This window comes from Arthrobacter glacialis (assembly GCF_002909415.1).
Lineage (GTDB): Bacteria > Actinomycetota > Actinomycetes > Actinomycetales > Micrococcaceae > Specibacter > Specibacter glacialis.
The window spans coordinates 116,406-136,786 of the sequence record NZ_PPXB01000004.1 but is presented as its reverse complement, the minus strand read 5'-3'; the positions used below and the strand labels follow the sequence as shown (position 1 = coordinate 136,786).

At 63.5% G+C, this 20,381-nt stretch carries 21 protein-coding genes; 14 read left to right on the top strand and 7 right to left on the bottom strand.

From position 1 onward, the window contains the following. Positions 1–3: 3 nt before the first annotated feature. Entirely contained in the window at positions 4–756 is a 753-nt protein-coding gene (locus CVS28_RS05940; protein WP_103464479.1) for an ABC transporter ATP-binding protein, read from the bottom strand. Positions 757–930: 174 nt separating this feature from the next. Between CVS28_RS05940 and CVS28_RS05935 the strand changes: the two genes are divergently transcribed. After that, on the top strand, positions 931–2,043 hold the full coding sequence (locus tag CVS28_RS05935; protein WP_103480990.1) for a class I SAM-dependent methyltransferase: 1,113 nt from the start codon (positions 931–933) through the stop codon (positions 2,041–2,043). Between the two features lie 12 nt (positions 2,044–2,055). Here CVS28_RS05935 and CVS28_RS19625 read toward each other — a convergent pair whose 3' ends face one another. After that, complete coding sequence (locus tag CVS28_RS19625; RefSeq protein ID WP_165788082.1) at positions 2,056–2,232, bottom strand: hypothetical protein; 177 nt, start codon at positions 2,230–2,232, stop codon at positions 2,056–2,058. Between the two features lie 107 nt (positions 2,233–2,339). On the opposite strand from CVS28_RS19625, the gene CVS28_RS05930 reads away from it, so the two are divergent. Beyond that, positions 2,340–2,600: a metal-sensitive transcriptional regulator gene (locus tag CVS28_RS05930; protein ID WP_103464477.1), complete on the top strand. Its 261-nt coding sequence runs from the start codon at positions 2,340–2,342 to the stop codon at positions 2,598–2,600. Positions 2,601–2,610: 10 nt separating this feature from the next. On the opposite strand, the gene CVS28_RS05925 is transcribed toward CVS28_RS05930, so the two are convergent. Continuing rightward, entirely contained in the window at positions 2,611–3,732 is a 1,122-nt protein-coding gene (locus CVS28_RS05925) for a winged helix DNA-binding domain-containing protein (protein WP_103480989.1), read from the bottom strand. 58 nt (positions 3,733–3,790) lie between these two features. Continuing rightward, complete coding sequence (locus CVS28_RS05920) at positions 3,791–4,483, bottom strand: FadR/GntR family transcriptional regulator (RefSeq protein WP_103480988.1); 693 nt, start codon at positions 4,481–4,483, stop codon at positions 3,791–3,793. 237 nt (positions 4,484–4,720) lie between these two features. On the opposite strand from CVS28_RS05920, the gene CVS28_RS05915 reads away from it, so the two are divergent. Genes CVS28_RS05915 through CVS28_RS05900 form a run of 4 tightly spaced genes read left to right on the top strand, consistent with a single transcriptional unit; the run spans position 4,721 to position 9,094 of the window. Continuing rightward, the gene (locus CVS28_RS05915) at positions 4,721–5,935 is read left to right on the top strand and encodes an aminotransferase class V-fold PLP-dependent enzyme (protein ID WP_243399723.1); all 1,215 of its coding nucleotides are present in this window, start codon (positions 4,721–4,723) and stop codon (positions 5,933–5,935) included. Positions 5,936–5,981: 46 nt separating this feature from the next. Next, complete coding sequence (locus CVS28_RS05910; protein WP_103480987.1) at positions 5,982–7,283, top strand: ABC transporter substrate-binding protein; 1,302 nt, start codon at positions 5,982–5,984, stop codon at positions 7,281–7,283. A 6-nt stretch (positions 7,284–7,289) separates the two neighbouring features. Continuing rightward, a complete protein-coding gene (locus CVS28_RS05905) occupies positions 7,290–8,261 on the top strand; it encodes a carbohydrate ABC transporter permease (protein WP_243399722.1) in 972 nt (323 codons plus the stop codon). Then, entirely contained in the window at positions 8,258–9,094 is an 837-nt protein-coding gene (locus CVS28_RS05900; protein WP_103464473.1) for a carbohydrate ABC transporter permease, read from the top strand. Before CVS28_RS05905 ends, CVS28_RS05900 begins: the two co-directional genes overlap by 4 nt. Positions 9,095–9,294: 200 nt before the next feature. On the opposite strand, the gene CVS28_RS05895 is transcribed toward CVS28_RS05900, so the two are convergent. From CVS28_RS05895 to CVS28_RS05885, 3 genes are all read right to left on the bottom strand, one after another. Continuing rightward, positions 9,295–9,999 (bottom strand): response regulator, encoded by a 705-nt coding sequence (locus CVS28_RS05895; protein ID WP_103464472.1) that lies wholly within the window; start codon positions 9,997–9,999, stop codon positions 9,295–9,297. A gap of 1 nt (position 10,000) precedes the next feature. Continuing rightward, a complete protein-coding gene (locus tag CVS28_RS05890; protein WP_103464734.1) occupies positions 10,001–11,254 on the bottom strand; it encodes a sensor histidine kinase in 1,254 nt (417 codons plus the stop codon). Positions 11,255–11,346: 92 nt separating this feature from the next. After that, entirely contained in the window at positions 11,347–12,831 is a 1,485-nt protein-coding gene (locus CVS28_RS05885; RefSeq protein WP_103480986.1) for an SDR family oxidoreductase, read from the bottom strand. A gap of 96 nt (positions 12,832–12,927) precedes the next feature. Between CVS28_RS05885 and CVS28_RS05880 the strand changes: the two genes are divergently transcribed. Genes CVS28_RS05880 through CVS28_RS05845 form a run of 8 tightly spaced genes read left to right on the top strand, consistent with a single transcriptional unit; the run spans position 12,928 to position 20,359 of the window. Further along, a complete protein-coding gene (locus CVS28_RS05880) occupies positions 12,928–13,446 on the top strand; it encodes a MarR family winged helix-turn-helix transcriptional regulator (RefSeq protein ID WP_103464470.1) in 519 nt (172 codons plus the stop codon). Positions 13,447–13,451: 5 nt separating this feature from the next. Then, a complete protein-coding gene (locus tag CVS28_RS05875; protein WP_103464469.1) occupies positions 13,452–14,612 on the top strand; it encodes a polyprenyl synthetase family protein in 1,161 nt (386 codons plus the stop codon). A gap of 2 nt (positions 14,613–14,614) precedes the next feature. Further along, on the top strand, positions 14,615–15,628 hold the full coding sequence (locus CVS28_RS05870) for a phytoene/squalene synthase family protein (RefSeq protein WP_103480985.1): 1,014 nt from the start codon (positions 14,615–14,617) through the stop codon (positions 15,626–15,628). Next, positions 15,625–17,442 carry a phytoene desaturase family protein gene (crtI, locus tag CVS28_RS05865; protein WP_243399721.1) on the top strand — a complete coding sequence of 606 codons (1,818 nt, stop codon included), beginning with the start codon at positions 15,625–15,627 and terminating at the stop codon, positions 17,440–17,442. Before CVS28_RS05870 ends, crtI begins: the two co-directional genes overlap by 4 nt. Then, positions 17,439–17,777, top strand: coding sequence for a lycopene cyclase domain-containing protein (locus tag CVS28_RS05860; protein ID WP_103480984.1), 339 nt, complete (start codon positions 17,439–17,441; stop codon positions 17,775–17,777). Before crtI ends, CVS28_RS05860 begins: the two co-directional genes overlap by 4 nt. Beyond that, entirely contained in the window at positions 17,774–18,091 is a 318-nt protein-coding gene (locus CVS28_RS05855; protein ID WP_103464466.1) for a lycopene cyclase domain-containing protein, read from the top strand. The genes CVS28_RS05860 and CVS28_RS05855 overlap by 4 nt, the downstream gene beginning before the upstream one ends. Before the next feature lie 11 nt (positions 18,092–18,102). After that, complete coding sequence (locus CVS28_RS05850) at positions 18,103–18,936, top strand: prenyltransferase (protein ID WP_103481083.1); 834 nt, start codon at positions 18,103–18,105, stop codon at positions 18,934–18,936. A gap of 22 nt (positions 18,937–18,958) precedes the next feature. After that, positions 18,959–20,359, top strand: a complete 1,401-nt coding sequence (locus tag CVS28_RS05845; RefSeq protein ID WP_103480983.1) for a cryptochrome/photolyase family protein — start codon at positions 18,959–18,961, stop codon at positions 20,357–20,359. Positions 20,360–20,381: the final 22 nt, after the last annotated feature.

Here is a 20,381-nt window from a genome sequence, read left to right as displayed (position 1 = left end):
GGTTTACGCCCCCAGGGAGGCCAGCGAAGCCAGCACGGACTCGGCGGTGGGGTTTTCCAGCTGGCCCACCAGTTCGCCGTCGTTCATCAGGACAACGCGGTCGGCATAGGAGGCGGCAACGGGGTCGTGGGTGACCATGATGATGCTCTGGCCCATTTCACGCGAGGACCGGCGCAGCATGCCCAGCACCTCGGCGCCGGACCGCGAATCCAGATTTCCCGTGGGCTCGTCGCCAAAAATGACGTCGGGTCGGGTCAGTAACGCGCGGGCCACGGCAACGCGCTGCTGCTGGCCGCCGGAGAGCTCGTGCGGCTTGTGTTTGAGCCGGTCCGTGAGGCCCAGTGTGGTGGTGATGAAGGAGAACCACTGTGCATCCACGGTTCCCCCGGCCAGGGCCACGGGCAAGGTGATGTTGGCTTCGGCGGTGAGAGTGGGGACCAGATTGAAGGCTTGAAAGACAAAGCCGATACGGTCACGGCGCAGTTGCGTCAGCGCCTTGTCGTTCAGTGCCGTCAGCTCGGTGTCGCCCAAGTGGATGGTGCCGGAGTTCACCGAATCAAGCCCGGCCAGGCAATGCATGAGGGTGGATTTGCCGGAGCCGGAGGGGCCCATGATGGCCGTGAACTGGCCGGCCGGGAAATCCAGGTCAACCCCTTTCAGGGCGCTCACCTCGGTGTCACCCTTGCCGTACGTCTTGCGCAGACCGCGGGCCTGAACCGCCATGGTGCGCTGGGAATTCTCAGTAATGATCGTCATGGCTCCAGCCTAGGTGCGGCCCTGCGCCGGGCGGATCGGAGCCTGGGTGGATATGTGCCCCCTGCCCGACGCCGTTCCCTCCTACCACGGGCGGAGTTGCCTGCTGCCGGGGTGCCGCCATTTTCTGCCCCGTTTCCCATTCCACAGAGCGGGCCAGCGGAGGAGAATGGGCCCATGAGCGAAGCCCGGAACGAGGAGAATGGGTCTGCTGGCACGGCCGCCTACGTGGACCGGATTGTTGCTGCGGCCCTGGGGTTTGCTGAAATGGCGAGCATTGCCCTGGGCGATCGCCTGGGCTGGTACCGTGCACTCGCCGGTGCCGGGGACGCGGGACTCACCCCGGATGAGCTGGCCCAGCGCAGCAACACCCAGCCCCGTTACGCGAAGGAATGGCTGGAACAGCAGGCCGTGGCCGGTTTGCTCACCGCCGTGCTGGATGCCGAACCGCTGGGCGGGCCCAGCTACCGGTTTGCCCTGCCGGCGGGAGCCGCAGCCGTGCTGGTCGATGAGGATTCCCTGGAGTACACGGCGCCCGTGGCCCGGATGCTGGTGACAGCTGTGGGGCATTTCCCCGATTTGCTTCAGGCGTACAGGGAAGGTGGGGGAGTGGCCTGGTCCGAGTTGGGCGACGGCGGCCGGGAATCCCAGGCCGAGCTGAACAAGCCATGGTTCGATCAACGCCTCCGAGCAGCCCTGGCAGCGTCGGCGGAGCTGCACGCCATCCTCTCCAGGCCCGGCGCCCGGATCATGGATGTGGGCGCGGGTTTTGGCTGGTCCTCGCTGGCACTGGCCGACGCCTACCCGGGTGCCGAGGTGGTGGGTGTCGACATTGATGAGCCCTCCATCCGCCGGGCCAGGGAGAACGCCGGCGAACGCGGCAGCTCCGGACGGGTCAGCTTCGCGCTCGCCGATGCCGGTGATATGGCGGCGCCGGGCAGTTGCGACGCCGTGTTCATTTTTGAGGCCCTGCATGACATGCCGTTCCCCGTCCGTGTGCTGTCCGCCATCCGCAACTTCATCAAGCCCGACGGCGCAGTGGTGGTCATGGACGAGGCCGTTGCGGACACCTTCGCCCCGGCCGGTGACGAAGTGGAACGGCTCATGTACGGTTACAGCCTCCTGGTGTGCCTGCCGGACAGCCTTTCCACGCCCGGCTCCGTGGGCACGGGGACGCCCATGCGGCAAGCAACACTTGAGCGTTACGCCGTCGAGGCCGGATTCTCGCGCGTGGAAAGGCTGCCCATCGAGGACTTCACAGTGTTCCGCTTCTACCGGCTGCATGTGTGAGCGGGGCCTGAACTACTTCTTGGCGAAGAGCCGGCTGAACCATCCGCCGGATGCGGGTTCCCTGGGCGCGGTCCTGTCACAGTTGCAGCGGGCGGTGGCGGGGATGTGGCGCATGACGTCTTCGACGTGGTTGCCGCAACCGGCCCAGGTGGTCTTGGCGCAGGTCTTGCAGCTTGTGGCTCGACACATGGTTTTCTCCTTGTCATTTGGATACCCCTAGGGGTATTGAGTGATGATCATCTTACATACCCCTGGGGGTATCGTAGAATCGAGATATGCCTGCAACGAGGAGCATCATGAAGTTGTCATCGGAGAGTTCACGCCCAGTCATCAACAGGCTGCGCCGCGCCCACGGCCAACTGGCCGGGGTGATCCGCATGCTGGAGGAGGAGCAGGACTGCGAAAACGTTGTCATGCAGCTGGCTGCGGTGAGCAAGGCCCTTGACCGGGCAGGCTTCGGTTTGATCGCCGAAAGCCTGAAGGAGTGCCTGGCCAGCGGCGACTCCGAACAGCTGGACAGCGGCAAGTTGGAGAAGCTGTTTCTGTCCCTGGCCTAGGCATCCCCAACTAGGGCAGCAGCCATTGTGTGGAAGTGGGCAGTCCCAGAAAGCAGCCGTAGGCCGCAACGGAGTCTTCCACGGCGGCCACCTCGGCGGCGCTTAAGGATCGCAGCGGGGCCAGCTGGATGACCGCTGCCGCAGCCGTGAGCACATGCTTCCACGTTGCAGCCATGAGGCCGTCGATGAGAACCGGGTGGTACATCATGGCCGCCGGCTCAAGGCGCTGCCCGGCCGGGGTGAACAGGAAGTGCTTGGATTCAAAGTACGACATCACGTACTCGTCATAGCACTGGGCCAGATCCACCCGTGGCGGGGCAGGGGCAGGCGGCACGGTGCTGCGCGGCTCCCACCAGAGGGTCACGCCGTCGAGCATAAACTGTTCAAACCGCCCCGGGGAGTCCTCCACAGCGGCGGCCACACCAGCCCGCGCGTCGGGCATGCGCAAGCCGCTCCACACGGCAAAATCCTTGACGCTGGCCGGCCCGCGAGTGCTAAGGTACCGTTCGGCCAACAGCTTCAAGGCAGCGGCCCTGTCCAGGGGAGCGCTGGCCGGAACCTGTTCGTCGAAGAGGGCGTAGCTGCGCTGTTTACCCACGGAAGCGCCACTGATGATGACTTGCTCCAGTTCTGCGTGCATCATGGCATACGTCAGCCGCAGCCCGGATGACTCCACACCGGAGTCCGCCAAAGCAGCCTGCAACTGCGTCCGGGTCCTGTGCCGGCCACCAGCCAGCTCGACCGCAAGCACCTCGTGAACCTGATTGAGGGTGGCGGCATCCAAGCTGGATTTCCGGTAATACGAGTCATTGATCCGGTGAATGGTGGGGGCGCTCAGGGCCAACAACCACCGGGCATCCGACGGCGCCACAAAGTGCCAGGTGGGGCGCAGCACGTGGGTGCGCAGGATCTCGCCACGGTCGACGGCGGCGGCCAGGTCGGCGGCCGTGTTGCCATCGGTCCCGGGTGCCCGGCGCTGCGCCGTGGCCCACAACGCATACGCGTACTCCTGCGCCTGCATGGCCACGTACTGGTGCACCACTGCGCCGGCGCTCGCAGCCAGCGGCGACCACAAACTGTGTCGGTGCATGCGCACAGTCACCGCGTCGCGAATACTCAAAGCGCTGGCCATAAATTCACCCTATCCGCAGCGTGGAGCGGGCAACAGTGACTGTTCCGGCGCGACGGCGCTAGCTGTCCAGCTGCGGTGCCGGCCGGAACTTCTTGAGCCAAAATTCCGACTGGGCAATGTGCCCCGCGGTGGCGGTGGCTGCCGAAGCGGGGTCCCTGTTGCGGATGGCCTCGAGAATGTCGCGGTGGCCCTTGTTGCTGACCTGGCGCACAGTTGCCCCTTCGGCGCTGTCAAAGATGTTGAAGTGCCGCCCGCGGGATCGGAACAGGCCCATGAGTCCGGTCAGGGTGGAATTGCCGCCGGCTTCGCAAATGGCCTCATGGAAGCGGGCATCCAGTGCGGAGATGTCGGCAGAGTTGTCGGTAGCCTCCATCTGCGCCACCAGGCCGTCCAACTCGGCCATGAGTTCCGGCGTTGACCGCGCGGCAGCCCCGGCCGCGGCGTGGGATTCCAGAGCCCGCCGGATTTCAAAGAGTTCCAGAACGCTGTCAAACGGGAAAAGGTCCACCAGAAGGGCAAAGCCCTTGAGGATCTCCGCCGGCTCGAGGGACGAGACATAGGTCCCTGAACCGTGCCGGGCCTCCATGACCCCCAGGGCGGACATGGCCCTGATGGCCTCACGCAAGGAACTTCTTGACACGCCCAGCTGGGCTGCGAGTTCACCTTCCGGGGGGCATTTCTGGCCGGGGGCGAGTTCGCCGGAGGCAATCTTCGCCCGCAGGCCGTGCATGGCGGTTTCCACTGCGCTCATTGGCACTCCTCGATCACTGTTGTCACTTTAGTCGCACACAGGCCTCACTGTACAGATTCATCATATGATTTCCCAAAGTCCTCAGATCTCTTAGTGTAATTATCTTGAAACAACGCAGAAACATCCATCAGATTGACTAAGTCATCAGATGAATTTTTTGACTCATCTCTTGTCTTGGCCTCAAATGTGAGATAGCTTACTGAACACCAACCACCTGCCGCCAACAGAAAGTACTCCGTGGCTTCTTCTCTCCTCACCGCCCCCGCTGCCTTGCTGACCCCCGAGGGGAAGCCGGCAATCTCAGATTGGAGCCTTGGCGCGGACAAAGTTCATCTCAACCACGGTTCCTACGGCGCCGTGCCCCGCGCGGCCCAGGACAAGGCGCAGCAGTTGCGGGCCCGCATGGATGAGAACCCCTGCACCTGGTTCATGGGCCAGGCCGCGGCACTGGCCGCCACCCGCCCCGACATTGCGAATTTTCTGCAGGTTCCCGCGGATGACCTGGCGCTGGTGGTCAACGCCAGTGCAGGTGTTACGGCCGTGTATAACTCACTGCCGTTCACCGACGGCGCGGAAATCGTCACCACGGACCACACCTACGGGGCTGTTCTTGAGGGTGCCCAGCGCATTGCCCGCAAGCACAACGGCCGCGTGGCCGTCGCGGAAGTTCCCCTGGACGCGGACGCGAACCTCGTCGTTGAACTTGTCATGGCCCAGGTCACCGGGCGCACGGCACTCATCGTCATCGACCAGATCACCTCGGCCACGGCGCGGAGCTTCCCGGTGGTCGAAATCGCCAAGGCCGCCAAGGCTTTGGGTATTCCCCTGATGGTCGACGGCGCCCACGCACCCGGCGCTTTGGCGCAACCGGTTCCCGACTTTGAAGGTTTCTGGGTGGGCAATCTGCACAAGTTTGCCTGTGCCCCGCGCGGCACCGCGGCAGTGGTGGCGCGCGGGCCCTTGCGCAAACACCTGCACCCGTTGATCGACTCCTGGGGCTTCCCTCACCAGTTCCCCGAAAGCTTTGACCATGTGGGCACCCAGGACATCACCTCATGGATGGCCGCAAGCACATCATTTGAGACCATCGAGACCCGCTACGGCTGGGATGCGTGCCGCAGCTACGCAACCGCGCTGGCCGACTATGGTCAGGGAGTTGTGGGGGAGGCCCTTACAGCCGGGACGGGCGCCGATGCGTCGGTCGACGTCGGCATGCCGGTGGGGCACTTGCGGCTGGTCCGCCTGCCCCAGGGCCTAGCCACCACGCACGAGGATTCCCACGCCGTGCGGGGCTGGATTTCAGCGAACCTTCATTTTGAAACCGCCATCACCACCTTCGGCGGAGCCGGCTACCTCAGGCTGTCCTCGCACCTGTACAACACCCCGGCCGACTACGACGGCTTTGTCGAACGGGCCGTCCCCGAACTGCTCCGGCTGGCAAAGCTCCGCTAACAGCCAGTAACTTTCTTCCCCGACTCACTGCTTTGAAAGGTCACCAATGAAATCCAAAATCACAACCATAGCCGCACTGGGTGTCGCTGCCGTCCTGGCCCTTTCGGGTTGTGGAGGAGGCGGGAATAGCAATTCTGCCGATGGCAAGGTCACCCTCAAGATGGTGGAGAGCCTGACCAACCCCACACGCACAGAAACCCTCAAGACCCTGTTGACGGGATTTGAAAAGGCCAATCCCAACATCAAGGTTGACTTGATTTCACCGCCAACGGACTCCGCCGATCAGAAGATCCAGCAGATGCTCCAGTCCGGCAAGGGCGTTGACGTGGTTGAGGCACGAGATATCACCGTGGGCTCCTTTGGTGCCAACAAGTGGCTGTACGACATGAGTGCCGATCTGAAGGGCTGGGAGGGCTGGGAAAACCTGACCGACAACGCCGTCAACTATTCCAAGCAGGACGGCAAGACCTACTACATCCCCTACGGCTTCTACGGCCTGTCCCTGTTCTACCGCACCGATTTGGTCAAGGAAGCCGGTTTCTCCGGACCTCCCGCCAGCTGGTCGGACCTGCTCAAGCAGTCGGAAAAGCTCAACCAGCCGGACGCCAACAAGTTCGGTTACGCCTTCCGTGGCGGAACTAACGCCAACTCCAACGCCGTCGCCGTGATCGAGGCCTACACGGCTGATCAGATCGACAAGGAGAACGCGTTCAAGCTGAGCAACGGGAAAACCATCTTCTCCGCCCCCGAGGCGCAGCAGGCCATGGACGACTACTTGGAGATCTTCAAGAAGGGGTCCCCGCCGTCGTCAGTTGCCTGGGGCTACCCGGAAATGGTCCAGGGTTTCAGCAACGGTTCCACAGCATTCCTGCTGCAGGATCCTGAGGTGATTGCCACCATCAAGGAATCCAAGTCCATCAAGGCCGATCAGTGGAGTGTTGCGCCGCTGCTGACAGGACCCACCGGCAAGGCCATCCAGCCGGTCGCCACGGCAGGCTGGGGCATCGCCGAGGCCAGCACTGCCAAGCCCGAGGCCATCAAGCTCATCAAGTACCTGTCCCAGGGCGAGCCCGCAACCCAGTTCAGCAAGGACAACTCCCTGGTGCCCATCCTCAAGGCCGCAGCCAAGGACCCGTTCTACAGCGAAGGCCCCTGGGCTGCCTACGTCACCATGACGGAGAACCCGGACACCTACATCTCAGCCGTCCAGCCCCGCGGCGTTGCTTGGTGGACCGAATGGATCAAGAAGTCCGACGGCGAACTGCAGCGGGTGCTGACCGGCAAGATGACCACCCAGGAGCTGCTGACCAGCTGGGACAGCTACTGGACCGAAAAGATGGCGGGCTAGTCACTCGTGGCACTCAAAACAAGGCAGGAGGTGGTGCGCGGGTCAAAACCGGCCGGCGCACCACCGGCACCGCACACGAACTATCGCCGGAAGAAGCGCTTCAACGCCAGAACCGCCTTGACGTTGCTGGCGTTCATGGCACCGGCAGCCATTTTTGTAGGAATCTTCACCTACTATCCGATGATCTCCGGCAGCCAGATGGCGTTCCGCAACTGGAACCTCAACGACCTATCGGACACCTCCTGGGTGGGCTGGGGCAACTTCATTGCCCTGTTTGAAAACCCGGAGTTTGGCACCATTGTCCGCAACACTGTGGTCTGGGTGGTTGGGTCGTTGGTGCCGCAGGTGGTTATCGGCTTCGCCCTGGCACTGTTCCTCAAACGCAAGTTCAAGTTCCGTGGCGCCTACCAGGCGTTCATCTTCTTCCCGTGGGCCGTGTCGGGGTTCCTGATTGGCATGTTGTTCCGCTGGATGTTCAATGCCGAATTTGGTGTGGTCAACGACCTGCTGATGAAGGTGGGCATCATTGACACACCCATCCCGTGGCTGGCCGAACCCGGCTTCGCCATGACGGCCATCATTGTGGCCAACATTTGGTACGGCGTCACCTTCTTCGCCATCATGATCCTGGCCGCCCTGCAGTCAGTCTCGGATGAAATGTATGAGGCGGCAGCCATTGACGGCGCCGGCAAGATCCGCACGTTCTTCAGCATCACCTTGCCAGCCATCTCCGTGACACTGGGGCTGACCATCCTGCTGCGCATCATCTGGATCTTCAATTTCCCGGACATCATCTGGGCCATGACCGGCGGCGGACCTGCTGATCAGACCCACATCATCACCACTTACATGATCAAAATTACGCAGGAGGGCGATTACGGCCAGGCCTCGGCACTGGGCTTGATAGTGGTCTTCACCTTGATGCTGTTTGCCGCGTTCTACCTGATGGCCGTGCGTCCCCGAAAGGCAAACCGATGATCAACAAAGAAACGGCCCTGGCCCGCACCAGCAAGATCATCTTCTTAGGGCTCTGCCTGATTGTGACGATTTTCCCGCTGTACTGGATTGTTGTCACGTCCCTGAAAGCGCCCGGCACCATCTATTCGCTGCCCCTGGACTACTGGCCCAAGGAACTGTCCTTTGAGAACTACATTGGCCTGTTCACGAAGTCCGATTTTGGCGTGTACATGCTTAACAGCCTGCTGGTGGCAACCGTGGCAGCCACCGTGGCGACGCTCATCTCCCTGCTCTCTGCGTACGTGTTGGCGCGGTTCCAGTTTTCCGGCCGCGGCTGGGTTCTGGCGGCGTTTCTGCTGACCCAGATGATCCCGGGCTTCATCGCCCTGGGACCGCTGTACATGATGATGACCAACTTCAACCTGGTCGATTCAAAGACCGGTTTGATTCTGGTGTACATCGCCATCTGCATCCCGTTCTGCACCATCATGCTGCGCGGCTTCTTTGAAAACGTCCCCGACGCCCTTGAAGAGGCGGCCATGATCGATGGTTGCTCCCGGCTCAGCGCCCTCTTTAGGGTGCTGGTTCCGGTCATGATGCCCGGCATCGCGGCAAGTTTCATCTTCAACTTCGTCAACTGCTGGAACGAGTTGTTCCTGTCGGTGACGCTGATGAACAGTGACGAGAACAAGACCATCCCCACGGCGTTGGCAGGTTTCATCTCCAGCTTCAACATTGACTGGGGTTCCATGTCCGCCGCGGCCGTGCTGACGGTGGTGCCCACACTGGTGATCTTTGCCTTCGCCAGCAAGTTCATCGTCCAAGGCCTGACCGCAGGGGCCGTGAAAGGCTAGCACTTTTCTGGCACGACGGCGTTTCGCGCCTTCCTCGTCCACCTCACGCACGTGGACATGGCCGTCCGGTCATGTGCCGACGGCGTGCCAAACCGGTGGGGACATATGAAATTTCATGGGCCCCCACTCGTTAGGCACGCCCTCGGCGCGAAGTCGGCCAGTTTGGCACGCCGGCGAGGGCGTGCGCCCGCTGTGAAGTGCTAGCGCGGGGTGACGATGCCCGTCTCGTAGGCAATCACCACCACCTGGACCCGGTCGCGAGCGCTGAGCTTGGCCAGAATGTGGCCCACATGGGTCTTGACAGTCGCCTCGGACACAAAGAGCTCGATGGCGATTTCCGGGTTCGACAGGCCATTGGCAATGAGCACAAACACCTCATGCTCGCGGCCTGTCAGGCTGGCAACGGCCGCCGAATGGGCGTCATTGGCCGGGCTCGGCGCCGACAGCATGGGGGCCACATGGTCCAGCAGGCGGCGCGTGGTGGAGGGGGCAATCACGGCATCCCCGGCAAATACCGTACGAATCGCACCCAGGAGTTCCTCCGGCGGGGCATCCTTAAGCAGGAAACCGCTGGCACCCGCCTGAATGGCTGCGAGCGCGTACTCATCCAGGTCGAAGGTAGTGAGCACCACAATCTTCAGCTCGGCCAGCCACGAACCGGCCGGTGCGGCCTTGATGCGCTCCATGAGCCGGCGGGTGGTCTCAATCCCATCCATCCCCGGCATGCGGACATCCATGAGCACCACGTCGGCTGCTGTGGCGGAGAGGGCGCTCAAGGCCTGGATCCCGTTCCCGGCTTGGAGGACCACGTTCAGGTCAGCCTGGGAATTGATGAGCATGCCGAGGCCGGAACGGACCAGTTGCTGGTCATCGACCAGGGCGACGCGGATGGGGTTGGAAGTCATGTTAGGTCTCCGTGTAGGGGATAAAGGCTGTGATGGCGAAGCCGCCGCCGGCAACAGGCCCGGCGGTGAGGGTTCCATCGTAGAGTTTCACGCGCTCGGCCATGCCGCGCAGGCCGTTCCCGCCGCAGTCGCGAGGGTCCGCAACGGCGGAGGGCCCGCCGTCGTACACGGGGATGGGGCCGGTGTCAGCGAACGACGCCGATGCACCCCTGCCGTCGTCTGTCACCGACACGTCCAGGCCGCGGGCGCTCCACACCAGTGTCACGGTGGCCATCACCTTGGGCCCGGCATGTTTCATGACATTGGTGAGCCCCTCCTGGACCATGCGGTACGCGGTCAGCTCGGCGCCCGCCGGCAGCGGTCGCCGCGATTCGCCCTTGACCTCATAGGCCACCGGGAGGCCGGCGGCGCGGATGCCCAGCAGCAGCTCATCCAGGTCAGCCAGGCCGGGCAGGGGGCGCATGGAGGCTGCGGCATCGCCACGCAAAACGCCCAGCAGGCGGCGCATCTCCTGCAGCGAGGACCTGCCGGTCTCGGCAATCGTGGCCAGGGTGGCCGGGGCAATGTCCGGGTTGGCCACGGCAGCGTACCGGGCGCCGTCGGCCTGGGTGATGATGACGGAGAGGGAATGGGCCACAATGTCATGCATTTCGCGGGCAATGTGGGCGCGTTCATCACTGGCGGCCAGCTCGCGCTCATGCTGGGCCTCAATCTCCAGGCGGTGGGCGCGGTCCTCGAGGGCTTGTTCGCGCAGGCGCTTGGTGCGTGTCAGATCCCCGGCTGTCCAGCTGAACAGCACCAGGACCCAGACCACCAGAATGAGCACGGCCCCGTACGGCAGGTCGGCCAGGGAGGTGGAGGTGAGGTTGTAAAAGTAGCGGGTGACCAGCATGACGGCACCCACCATGGCCAGTCCGAGCCCACCCAAACTGGCCCAGCGCGGGCCAAAGGCTGCCAGGGCATAGACAATCAGCGGCACCGCAATGTCTGCTGGCATGGGCTGGACATGCAGTGCCCACTGGGTAATGGCCACCACGGCGACGATGATGCCGGCCATGACCGTGCGGGTCCGGCGCCAGGCAAGTGGCACTATGAGGGCCGTGGCGAAGATCCCGGCTACCACTACATCGCTCGTGGAGTTTGAGTATCCGCCGTCCATCACGCTGAGGGGCATCGCCACCAGCCAGAGCACTGCCATGAGGACAAAGTCCACGGCAAAGCGGTGCCGCCGGAACCAGTCGTAGATGGAATGCATAATCACTCACACCACTTTAGGCGGCTGCCGGGCCCGCGGCATCCTGCCCAGGGTGGAGACTGGCTGGGAACTCGCCGGGGACCGGCCGTCCCTCAGGGTTGTTGGCTCGCGGCGGCGGTGATCCTGTTGGCCATGTTCTTGAAGATGATGCCATGGAAGGGGAGTACCGCCAGCCAGTACAGGCGTCCGGACAGGCCGCGCGGGAAGAAGATGGCCCGCTGGCGGAACACGCTGCCCTCCTCCGTCCCGTCGGCAAACAGTGGCGTGACCTCAAATTCGAGCCAGGCTCGGCCCGGGACGATCATTTCGGCCCGCAAGCGCAGCAGCTTCCCACGTTCCAAGGTTTCCACCCGCCACCAATCCACGGCGTCGTTGAGCTGGAGGCTGTTATTGCTGCGCCGCCCCCGGCTCAGACCGACGCCGCCGGCCAGCTTGTCCATCCAGCCGCGCACCGTCCAGGCGAATGGCAACGAGTAGTAGCCGTTCGCCCCGCCTATCCCTTCCATGACCTTCCAGACGGCACTGGCGGGAGCCGCAGTGGTTTTGCTGCGTTCATCGGTGAACACCGTCTGCCCCGCCCATTCGGGATCGCTGGGCAGCGGTTCTGCTGGAGCGCTCACGGCGTGGGCTGTGGCCCACGTGGTTTCCACCGTGTCCGTCTCGATCTTGTTCAGCGCCAGTTGCACGGCGCGCATATAGGGGGTCAGGCCGCCGTCGGGCTCGGGGATGTAGGTGGCAATGTCATTCTCGGTCGCCACGCAGTCATGCTGCAGGGACTCCACCAAGGGGATGGCCAGGCTGCGCGGGACAGGGGTGACAAGGTTGACCCACTGGGCGGCAAGCCACGGTGTCAGGACGGGAAGGGGGAGGACCACTGGCTGGCGAAAATCAGCCGCGACGGCGTATGTGCGCATCATCTGCGCGTACGTGAGAACCTCCGGTCCGCCAATGTCGAAGGTCCTGTTGACTTCTGCCGGTAGTTGGCTGGCGCCCATCAGATAGTGCAGCGCGTCCCTGACGGCAATGGGTTGGATCTTGTTCAGTACCCATTGGGGGGCGGGCATGACCGGCAGGACATCTGTCAGGTGCCTCACCATCTCGAAACTGGCCGAGCCGGAGCCAATGACCAACCCCGCCTGCAGGACAGCGGTGGGCGTTCCCGAGGACAAAAGAATCTCGCCCACTTCCGTGCGGGAGGCCAAGTGGCGGCTTAGCTGTCCCTGCGGGTGCAGGCCCGAGAGATAAATGAGCCGGTGGATTCCTGCTTCCCGGGCAGCCTGGCTGAGATTGCGTGCACACAGCCTTTCCACGCGCTCAAAGTTGGCGGCCGCGTGCCTGTCGCCGGACATGGAGTGCACTAGGTAGTACACAATGTCTGCTCCGTCGCACAGATTTCGAGCAATGACCGGATCCTCCATGGAGCCCACTGTGATCTCCACCTGTCCTCGCCACGGCACATCTCGGAGCTTTTCCTGATCACGGGTCAAAACCCGCACCTGGTGGCCGGCCTCCAAGAGCAAGGGAACAAGCCTCCCGCCAATGTATCCGGTGGCTCCGGCAACGGCTATCACGCTCATGTTGCAAACTCCTTGCTGGACTGGTGCTGTACAAAACCTCTTCCTTCCACCATTATGTAATTAGATTTTCTGATTATCAAGAGATGGAGGTGTTTCATGCAGAACTCTCACGGCGGCCGCCCCCCAATGCAGATGCATCCGGCCTCGGTGCTGGTTCGGCAAATTCTTGTCCTGAATGAGGTCATGGAATTCATCATGCGCCGGGAAATGGACCTGAATGAAACAGATTTCCAGGCCATGCAACACCTCATGAAGCAGCGGTCCATGTCCCCAGGTGAACTGGCCAAGGTGCTGCACCTGACGGCGGCGGCCACCACCACTGTCATCGATCGGTTGGCGCGGAAGGGTCACATCACCAGGACCCCCCACCCCACTGACAGGCGTCGCTGGCTCATCAGCCCCAGCGAACAATCCGTACGCGCAGCCATGGAAAATCTCATGCCGATGATCCTAGATGTGGACAACAAGGTACGCAGCTACAACGACCGCGACCAGGCTGTCATCGTCGATTTCTTGAACAGTGTGGTGGCCTCCATGGGCAGCCGAGTCGCCGCGTTGGAAAATGGCCCAGCACCGATTCCCCCAACCGTTCACACTGATAGCCGAAAGGTGTAAAGATCATGCCAGCGAAGAAAGAAAGCCAGCTCGCCCAGCCCAGGGCCAGGGAGTCCGGGCCGCAAGGTGAAACGCTTCTGGCGTACAGGGGTCACTTCTCCGAGGTGGCCACTGCCTCGGAGCCCTTGGACTGGGAGGCATTCCAAGGAAGCGTCAAGGATGTACTGGACCAATACTTTGACTCTCAGCGTCTGCGTGCCGGTGGCTACTCGCCAGCATTTGGCGAGTTATGGGACCGCATGGCAGCCACAACTACCGGCGGCAAGTGGATGCGCCCCAAACTGGTCTACCTGACGTATGAGGCCTTCGGTGGGAAGGGCTGGCGGGCGTGCAGCGAACTGGCCGCTGCCTTTGAAATGCTCCATGCCGCGCTGCTGGTGCACGACGACGTCATCGACAGGGACTTTGTCCGCCGCGGGGTGCAAACCCTCGGCGCCAGCTACCGGGACCTGGCACTACGTGGCGGCCACAGCAGCGCCGACGCCGACCACGCAGGGTTCTCCGCGGCCATCATTGCAGGGGACCTGCTCCTGACCGGATCCCTGCGGCTGGCAACCTCTGCAGCAACAGGGCACGGCCAAAGCGCCGCAATTCTTTCAACCATCCACGAGGCCATCTTTGCCGCCGCTGCCGGCGAGCTGGATGATCTGCTGTTCTCGCTGGGGCGCAGCGATCCCGGTCTGCTCGATGTGCTGAACATGGAACGGCTAAAAACTGCCGTGTACTCCTTTGAAATGCCCCTTCGTGCCGGCGCTCTGCTGGCGGGTGAATCTTCAGCCACGGCCGATGCGCTCGCAGCCGTGGGGCGTGACATTGGCGTGGCCTACCAAGTGGTGGATGACGTCTTGGGCACCTTTGGCCAGCAGTCCGTCACCGGCAAGTCAGTCGACTCGGACCTGCGTGAAGGCAAGCGCACCATTCTGACGTCCTTTGCCGAGGGCTCGGAGGAATTTGTGTCCGCAGCGGCCGCCTTCCGCGCAGGGGACGGCGACGCCGAGGTTGTCCGCACCGTGTTGCGCCAACTGGGTGCGCAGGAGCAGGCCTTGGCATTAGCCAAGAACCTGGTGGCGGATGCCATGGGCAAGGCCGCTGAGCTGGCCTTGCCGGAGTCCCTGTTTCTGGAACTGACGCAAATCTGCGACTACGTGCTGAGCCGGAGGAGCTAGCCATGGGAATCGATCCTTTGAGCCACTATTCCGAGACAGCCGCGCGAAGTGCCGCGGTGGTGATCAAAAGCTATTCGACGTCGTTCGGCATGGCCTGCTGGCTCCTGGGGGCCAAGACGCGCCGGGACATTGGGAACATCTATGCACTGGTGCGGGTGGCCGATGAGGTGGTGGACGGCGCGGCAGCGGCCGCCGGCCTGGACACGGTGGCGGTGTGCGCCCAGCTTGACGCCTTGGAGCGGGAAACCGAGCAGGCCCTGAGCAGTGGCTACAGCACCAACATGGTGGTTCATGCCTTTGCCGGCACCGCCCGGCGTGCAGGCATTGATGCCGCGTTGACCAAGCCGTTTTTCGCCTCGATGCGCACGGACGTTTCGCGCAGCACCCATTCGCCGAGCACCTTGGCGGAGTACATCTACGGATCCGCCGAAGTGGTGGGCCTGATGTGCCTGAAAGTTTTCCGGGCCATGGAAGGCGCGCCGGCCGGACACGAGCAGCAGTTGCTGGATTCGGCCCGCAGCTTGGGCGCCGCCTTCCAAAAAGTAAACTTCTTGCGCGATCTGGGGGCCGACAGTGCTGAGTTGGGGCGCCTGTACTTTCCGGGATTGGACCCGGCGGCTTTCAACGACCGGCACAAGGATGCGCTCCTTGCCGAGATTCGCCACGACCTGGCAGTTGCCCGGACCGGTATGCCCTTCCTTGCCCCGCCGGCCCGCCGGGCCGTGCATTTGGCGCACGATCTCTTTGCCGCCCTGGTCACAAAGCTGGCACGCATCCCCGCAGCCCGGCTCACCCAGCAAAGGGTTCGGGTGCCAGGCTGGCACAAGGCGTTCATCGCCGTGAGGGTGTGCCTGCGCGGACACCGAGTCCTCAGCAGGGAGAGTTCCCCGGTGCAGCCGAGTCCGCAGGTTCCGGCATGGACGCCTTCGGGCTCAACAAACCCCGAAACAACCGTGTCCGAGCTGAAAGTGCCCGAAACAAGCGTGCCCGAAACAAGCGTGGAGGTGTCCTCATGAATGGCATGCGACGGCCGGCCATGCACCTGGCAGGGCTCATTTCCGCCCTTACCGGAAAAGCGGGCTCCAAACATACCGGCTCCAGACATGCCGGCACCGCACCCAGGCAGTGCGTGGTCATTGGGGGAGGCATCTCCGGCCTGGCCACTGCGGGCCTGTTGGCCAAAGACGGTCACAGCGTGACGGTGCTGGAAAAGCAGGAGCAACTCGGCGGCCGTGCAGGTCGCTGGGAACGCGATGGCTTCACGTTTGACACCGGCCCCAGCTGGTACCTCATGCCCGAGGTCATTGACCATTGGTTCAAGATGATGGGCACCAGCGCCGCCGCCGAGCTGACACTGACCCGCCTGGACCCTGCCTACAAGCTGTGGACGTCCCGCGGAACGGAGCGGGCGAGCGCCGCGGACACGCAGCCGGGGGCTGAGTCCACGGTGGTCCGCACGGGCCGTGCCGAAGCCGTGGACTTGTTCGAATCCCAGCAACCGGGCTCCGGCGCCCAACTGGCCAGGTACCTGGATTCCGCCGAGCTGGCCTACACCCTGGCCAAGCGGCATTTCCTCTACGACCCCTTCGGCTCGCTGCGGGGATTGGCCACGCCGGCTGTGCTGCGCCATGCCCCGAGGCTGGCCCAACTCCTGACCCTGTCCCTGCACCGTTTTGTGTCGGGGAGGTTTACACATCCGCTGCAACAAAAGATCCTGGGCTATCCCGCAGTATTTTTGGGCACCAGCCCCTACAAGGCGCCCTCGATCTATCACCTCATGAGCCATCTGGACCTCCAAGACGGCGTGCTGTACCCGCAGGGCGGCTTTGCCGCGGTGGTCGACGCCATGGAACGGGTCATCCGCAGGGCGGGTGTCCACATCGTCACCGGGGCCACAGTAACCCAAATTGTCACGGGCCCGGCGGATGGCGGAACCCGGTGCGAAGCCGTCGCCTGGCGTGACCGCGACGGCGTCGACCATCGCAGCGGCGCCAAACTAGTGGTGGGCGCCGCGGATCTGCACCACATTGAAACGGCGCTGCTGCCGGAGCAGCTCCGCACGCGGTCAGTGAAAAAGTGGGCCAAGACTGATCCCGGCATCAGTGCAGTGCTGGTGTGCCTGGGCATCAGGGGCGAAGTGCCGGACCTGGCCCATCACAACCTCCTGTTCACCGACGACTGGCAGGACAACTTCGCCCGGATCGTTGAGGGAAAGGCGCTCGCGGACACCACCTCCATCTACGTTTGCCGCCCCACCGCCACCGATTCCGCCGTGGCCCCGGCCGGAGCTGAGAACTTGTTCCTGCTCATCCCCGCTCCCGCCCTGCCCCAGTGGGGCAAAGGAGGGTTCGACGGCGGCGGCTCGCCCCAGGTGGAACAGGTTGCCGACGCCGCGATCGCCCAGCTGGCGCTGTGGAGCAACACGCCGGATCTTACCGAGCGCATCATGGTGCGGCGCAGCTATGGCCCCGCGGACTTTGCTGACAATGTCAATGCCTGGCAGGGAAGCGCCTTGGGCCTGGCGCACACCCTGGAACAAAGCGCCTTTCTCCGCCCGTCAAACACCAGCAGTAAAGTGGCTGGCCTGTTCTACGCCGGAAGCTCGGTGCGCCCCGGCATTGGGGTGCCGCTGTGCATGATCAGTGCCGAGATTGTGCTCAAGTCTGTGCGCGGAGACAAGACCGGGGGCCCGCTGGCCGAGCCCGCCCCGGATGAGCGAGCATCGGGTGACGGTCACGTAGCCGACGGCGCTTCAGTTGACCCCGCTTCAGTTGAGGCTGGCTTGGGTGCAACCGAGCCGGATCATGCTGTGACGGTGGTTGCCCCTTGATCTACCTCATCATCTTGCTGCTCCTGCTGGGCTGCATGGCCCTGTTGGATGCGCGCTGGAAACTGTTCCTCTTTGCCCATCCGTGGGCGGCGGCCTCCGTGCTGGCGATCGGCACAGCCTACTTCTTGGTGTGGGACGTGGCGGCGATTGCCGCTGGCATCTTCTTGCACCGAGACTCCCACCTCATGACAGGCATCATGATTGGCCCGCAGCTTCCCCTGGAAGAAGCGTTCTTCCTCTTGTTCCTGTGCTACCAAACCATGATCTTGTTCACCGGAGCGCTGCACATCTGGCACCGCATGGGGCGCCTGCGCCGGGCAGGGGAACAATCATGACCTTTTCCCAGCTCAATGCGATCTTTGTGGCTGTAGCCGTGCTGGTCATGGTGGTGGCACTGGCCCGGCAGCCAGGGGCGGCTGCCAAGCGCACCTTGATGGCCGCCGTCGTCGCAAGCATTGCCGTACTAGTGGTTCTGACGGCCATTTTTGACAACGTCATGATTGCCTCCGGCCTGTTCGACTACGCCGGGCACACCCTCAACGGCCTCCGGGTTGGCTTGGCGCCCATCGAAGATTTTGCCTACCCCATTGCGGCTGGATTGCTGCTGCCGGGATTGTGGCTGCTGTTCACGAGGGGACGGCGCCCGTGAAGAACTTGTTCATGACGTCCAGGCCGGTGTCGTGGGTCAACACGGCCTACCCCTTTGCTGCCGCCTACTTCCTGGCAACAGGGCGCCTCGATTGGGTCTTCGTGCTGGGGACCTTATTCTTCCTGATTCCCTACAACCTGTTGATGTACGGCATCAACGATGTCTTCGACTACGAATCGGACCTGCTCAATGCGCGCAAGGGGGGCGTGGAGGGCGCGGTACTGGACCGCAGGCACCACCGCTTCATACTGTGGGCGGCCGTCGTGTCAACCGTGCCCTTTCTGGTGGTGCTTGCCTTGGTGGGGGACACCGTGGCGAACATCGTCCTGGCCGTGTCCATCTTTGCCGTGGTGGCCTACAGTGCGCCCGGGCTGCGCTTCAAGGAGCGCCCATTTCTGGACTCCATCACCTCCAGCACGCACTTTGTCTCACCGGCGGTCTATGGCCTGGCACTGGCCCAGGTGCCCTTCACCGGCGGCATCGCGGCGTTCCTGGCAGCCTTCTTCCTGTGGGGTGTGGCAAGCCATGCCTTTGGGGCAGTGCAGGACATCGTCCCGGACCGTGAGGGGTCAATAGCCTCCATTGGCACCGTGCTGGGGGCGAGGTTCACCGTCCGGTTTGCCTTTGCCGCCTATGCCGGTGCCGGTGTGCTGATGCTGTGGACGGCTGTGCCGTTTGCTGCGCTGCTCGTGGTGCCCTACCTGCTCAACGTGGCACCCTACCTGCGGGTCACCGACGCCACCTCGGCAACCGCGAATGCCGCCTGGAAGCGCTTTTTGTGGCTGAACTACCTCACCGGATTCCTGGTGACCCTGACATTGATCTGGCTGATCCTGAACCGCTAATGCGGAACGAAAGGTGCATGAGATGAACGTATCCCTAGTCTGGTTCCGGGATGATCTGCGCGTGGCAGACAACCCCGCCTTGCTGGCGGCCGCCGCCGATGGCGACGTTGTGGCACTCTACGTCCTGGATGAGGAATCGGCTGGCATCCGGCCCCTGGGCGGTGCCGCAAAATGGTGGCTGCACCATGCACTTTCGGATCTAAAGCTCGAACTGGCGCAGCTGGGCATTCCCCTGCTCCTGCGCAGGGGTGCCGGGGCTGACATTGTCGCGGCTGTTGCTACGGAGCTGGGCGCCGGATCGTTGTCTTGGAACCGCCGCTACGGGGGTCCGGAACGGGACGTGGATACCGCCGTCAAGGAATGGGCGGGCGAGCACGAAGTTCACGCCGAAAGCTTCCAGGCCTCGCTCCTGCACGAACCGTGGACTGTGCGCACGGGGGCCGGGAACCCCTACCAGGTGTTCACCCCCTTCTGGCGGTCCCTGTCGGAACAAGACTTCCGGGCGCCCCTGGGCCTGCCCAGCGCCGACCACGGATTCCGCGGGTCCCTTCCGGAGAGCGAATCGCTGGACGCGTGGGCCTTGCTGCCCACCAGACCCGACTGGGCCGGGGGTCTGCGCGAGACGTGGACTGCCACCGCTGCAGCGGGCGCTGAAGCGTTGGCGGAATTCCTTGAGCAACGAGTCGGTGACTACACCGAAGCCCGCGACCGCCCGGACCAGCCGGGCACCAGTCGCCTGTCTCCCTACCTGCGGTGGGGCCAGCTCAGCCCCTTCCAAGTCTGGGCCGCGCTCGCCGAGCGTCGCCGCGACGGCGCCGCGGGCTCTGCGGGTCCAGCCGTGTTTGCCTCGGAACTTGGCTGGCGCGAGTTTTGCTGGCACCAGCTCTACCACCACCCGGATCTGGCCACGGTAAACCTGCGCCGGCAGTTTGATGACTTTCCGTGGCGAAATCCGGAGCTGGCACAAACCCCGGCAGGAGCGCCCGGCGAGGACTCCGGCGTCGAACATCTGCGCGCCTGGCAACAAGGGCGAACGGGCATCCCCCTGGTGGATGCGGGGCAGCGGGAGCTGTGGCACACGGGCTTCATGCACAACCGGGTCCGCATGGTTGCGGCCAGTTTCCTGATCAAGAACCTGGGGATTGACTGGCGGGTGGGGGAGCGGTGGTTTTGGGACACGCTGGTGGATGCCGACGCCGCCTCCAACCCGGCCAACTGGCAGTGGGTGGCCGGATCCGGGGCCGACGCCTCGCCGTTCTTTAGGATCTTCAATCCGTTGACGCAGGCCAAGAAGTTTGATCCGGCGGGCAAGTACGTGGGCCGCTGGGTGCCGGAACTTCTGACCCCGGACTATCTTGAGCCCGTGGTGGATCTGGCGAAATCTCGCCTGGACGCGTTGGAGGGTTACGCCTCCATCAAATGATGTCTCATATTCTGAGATCGTT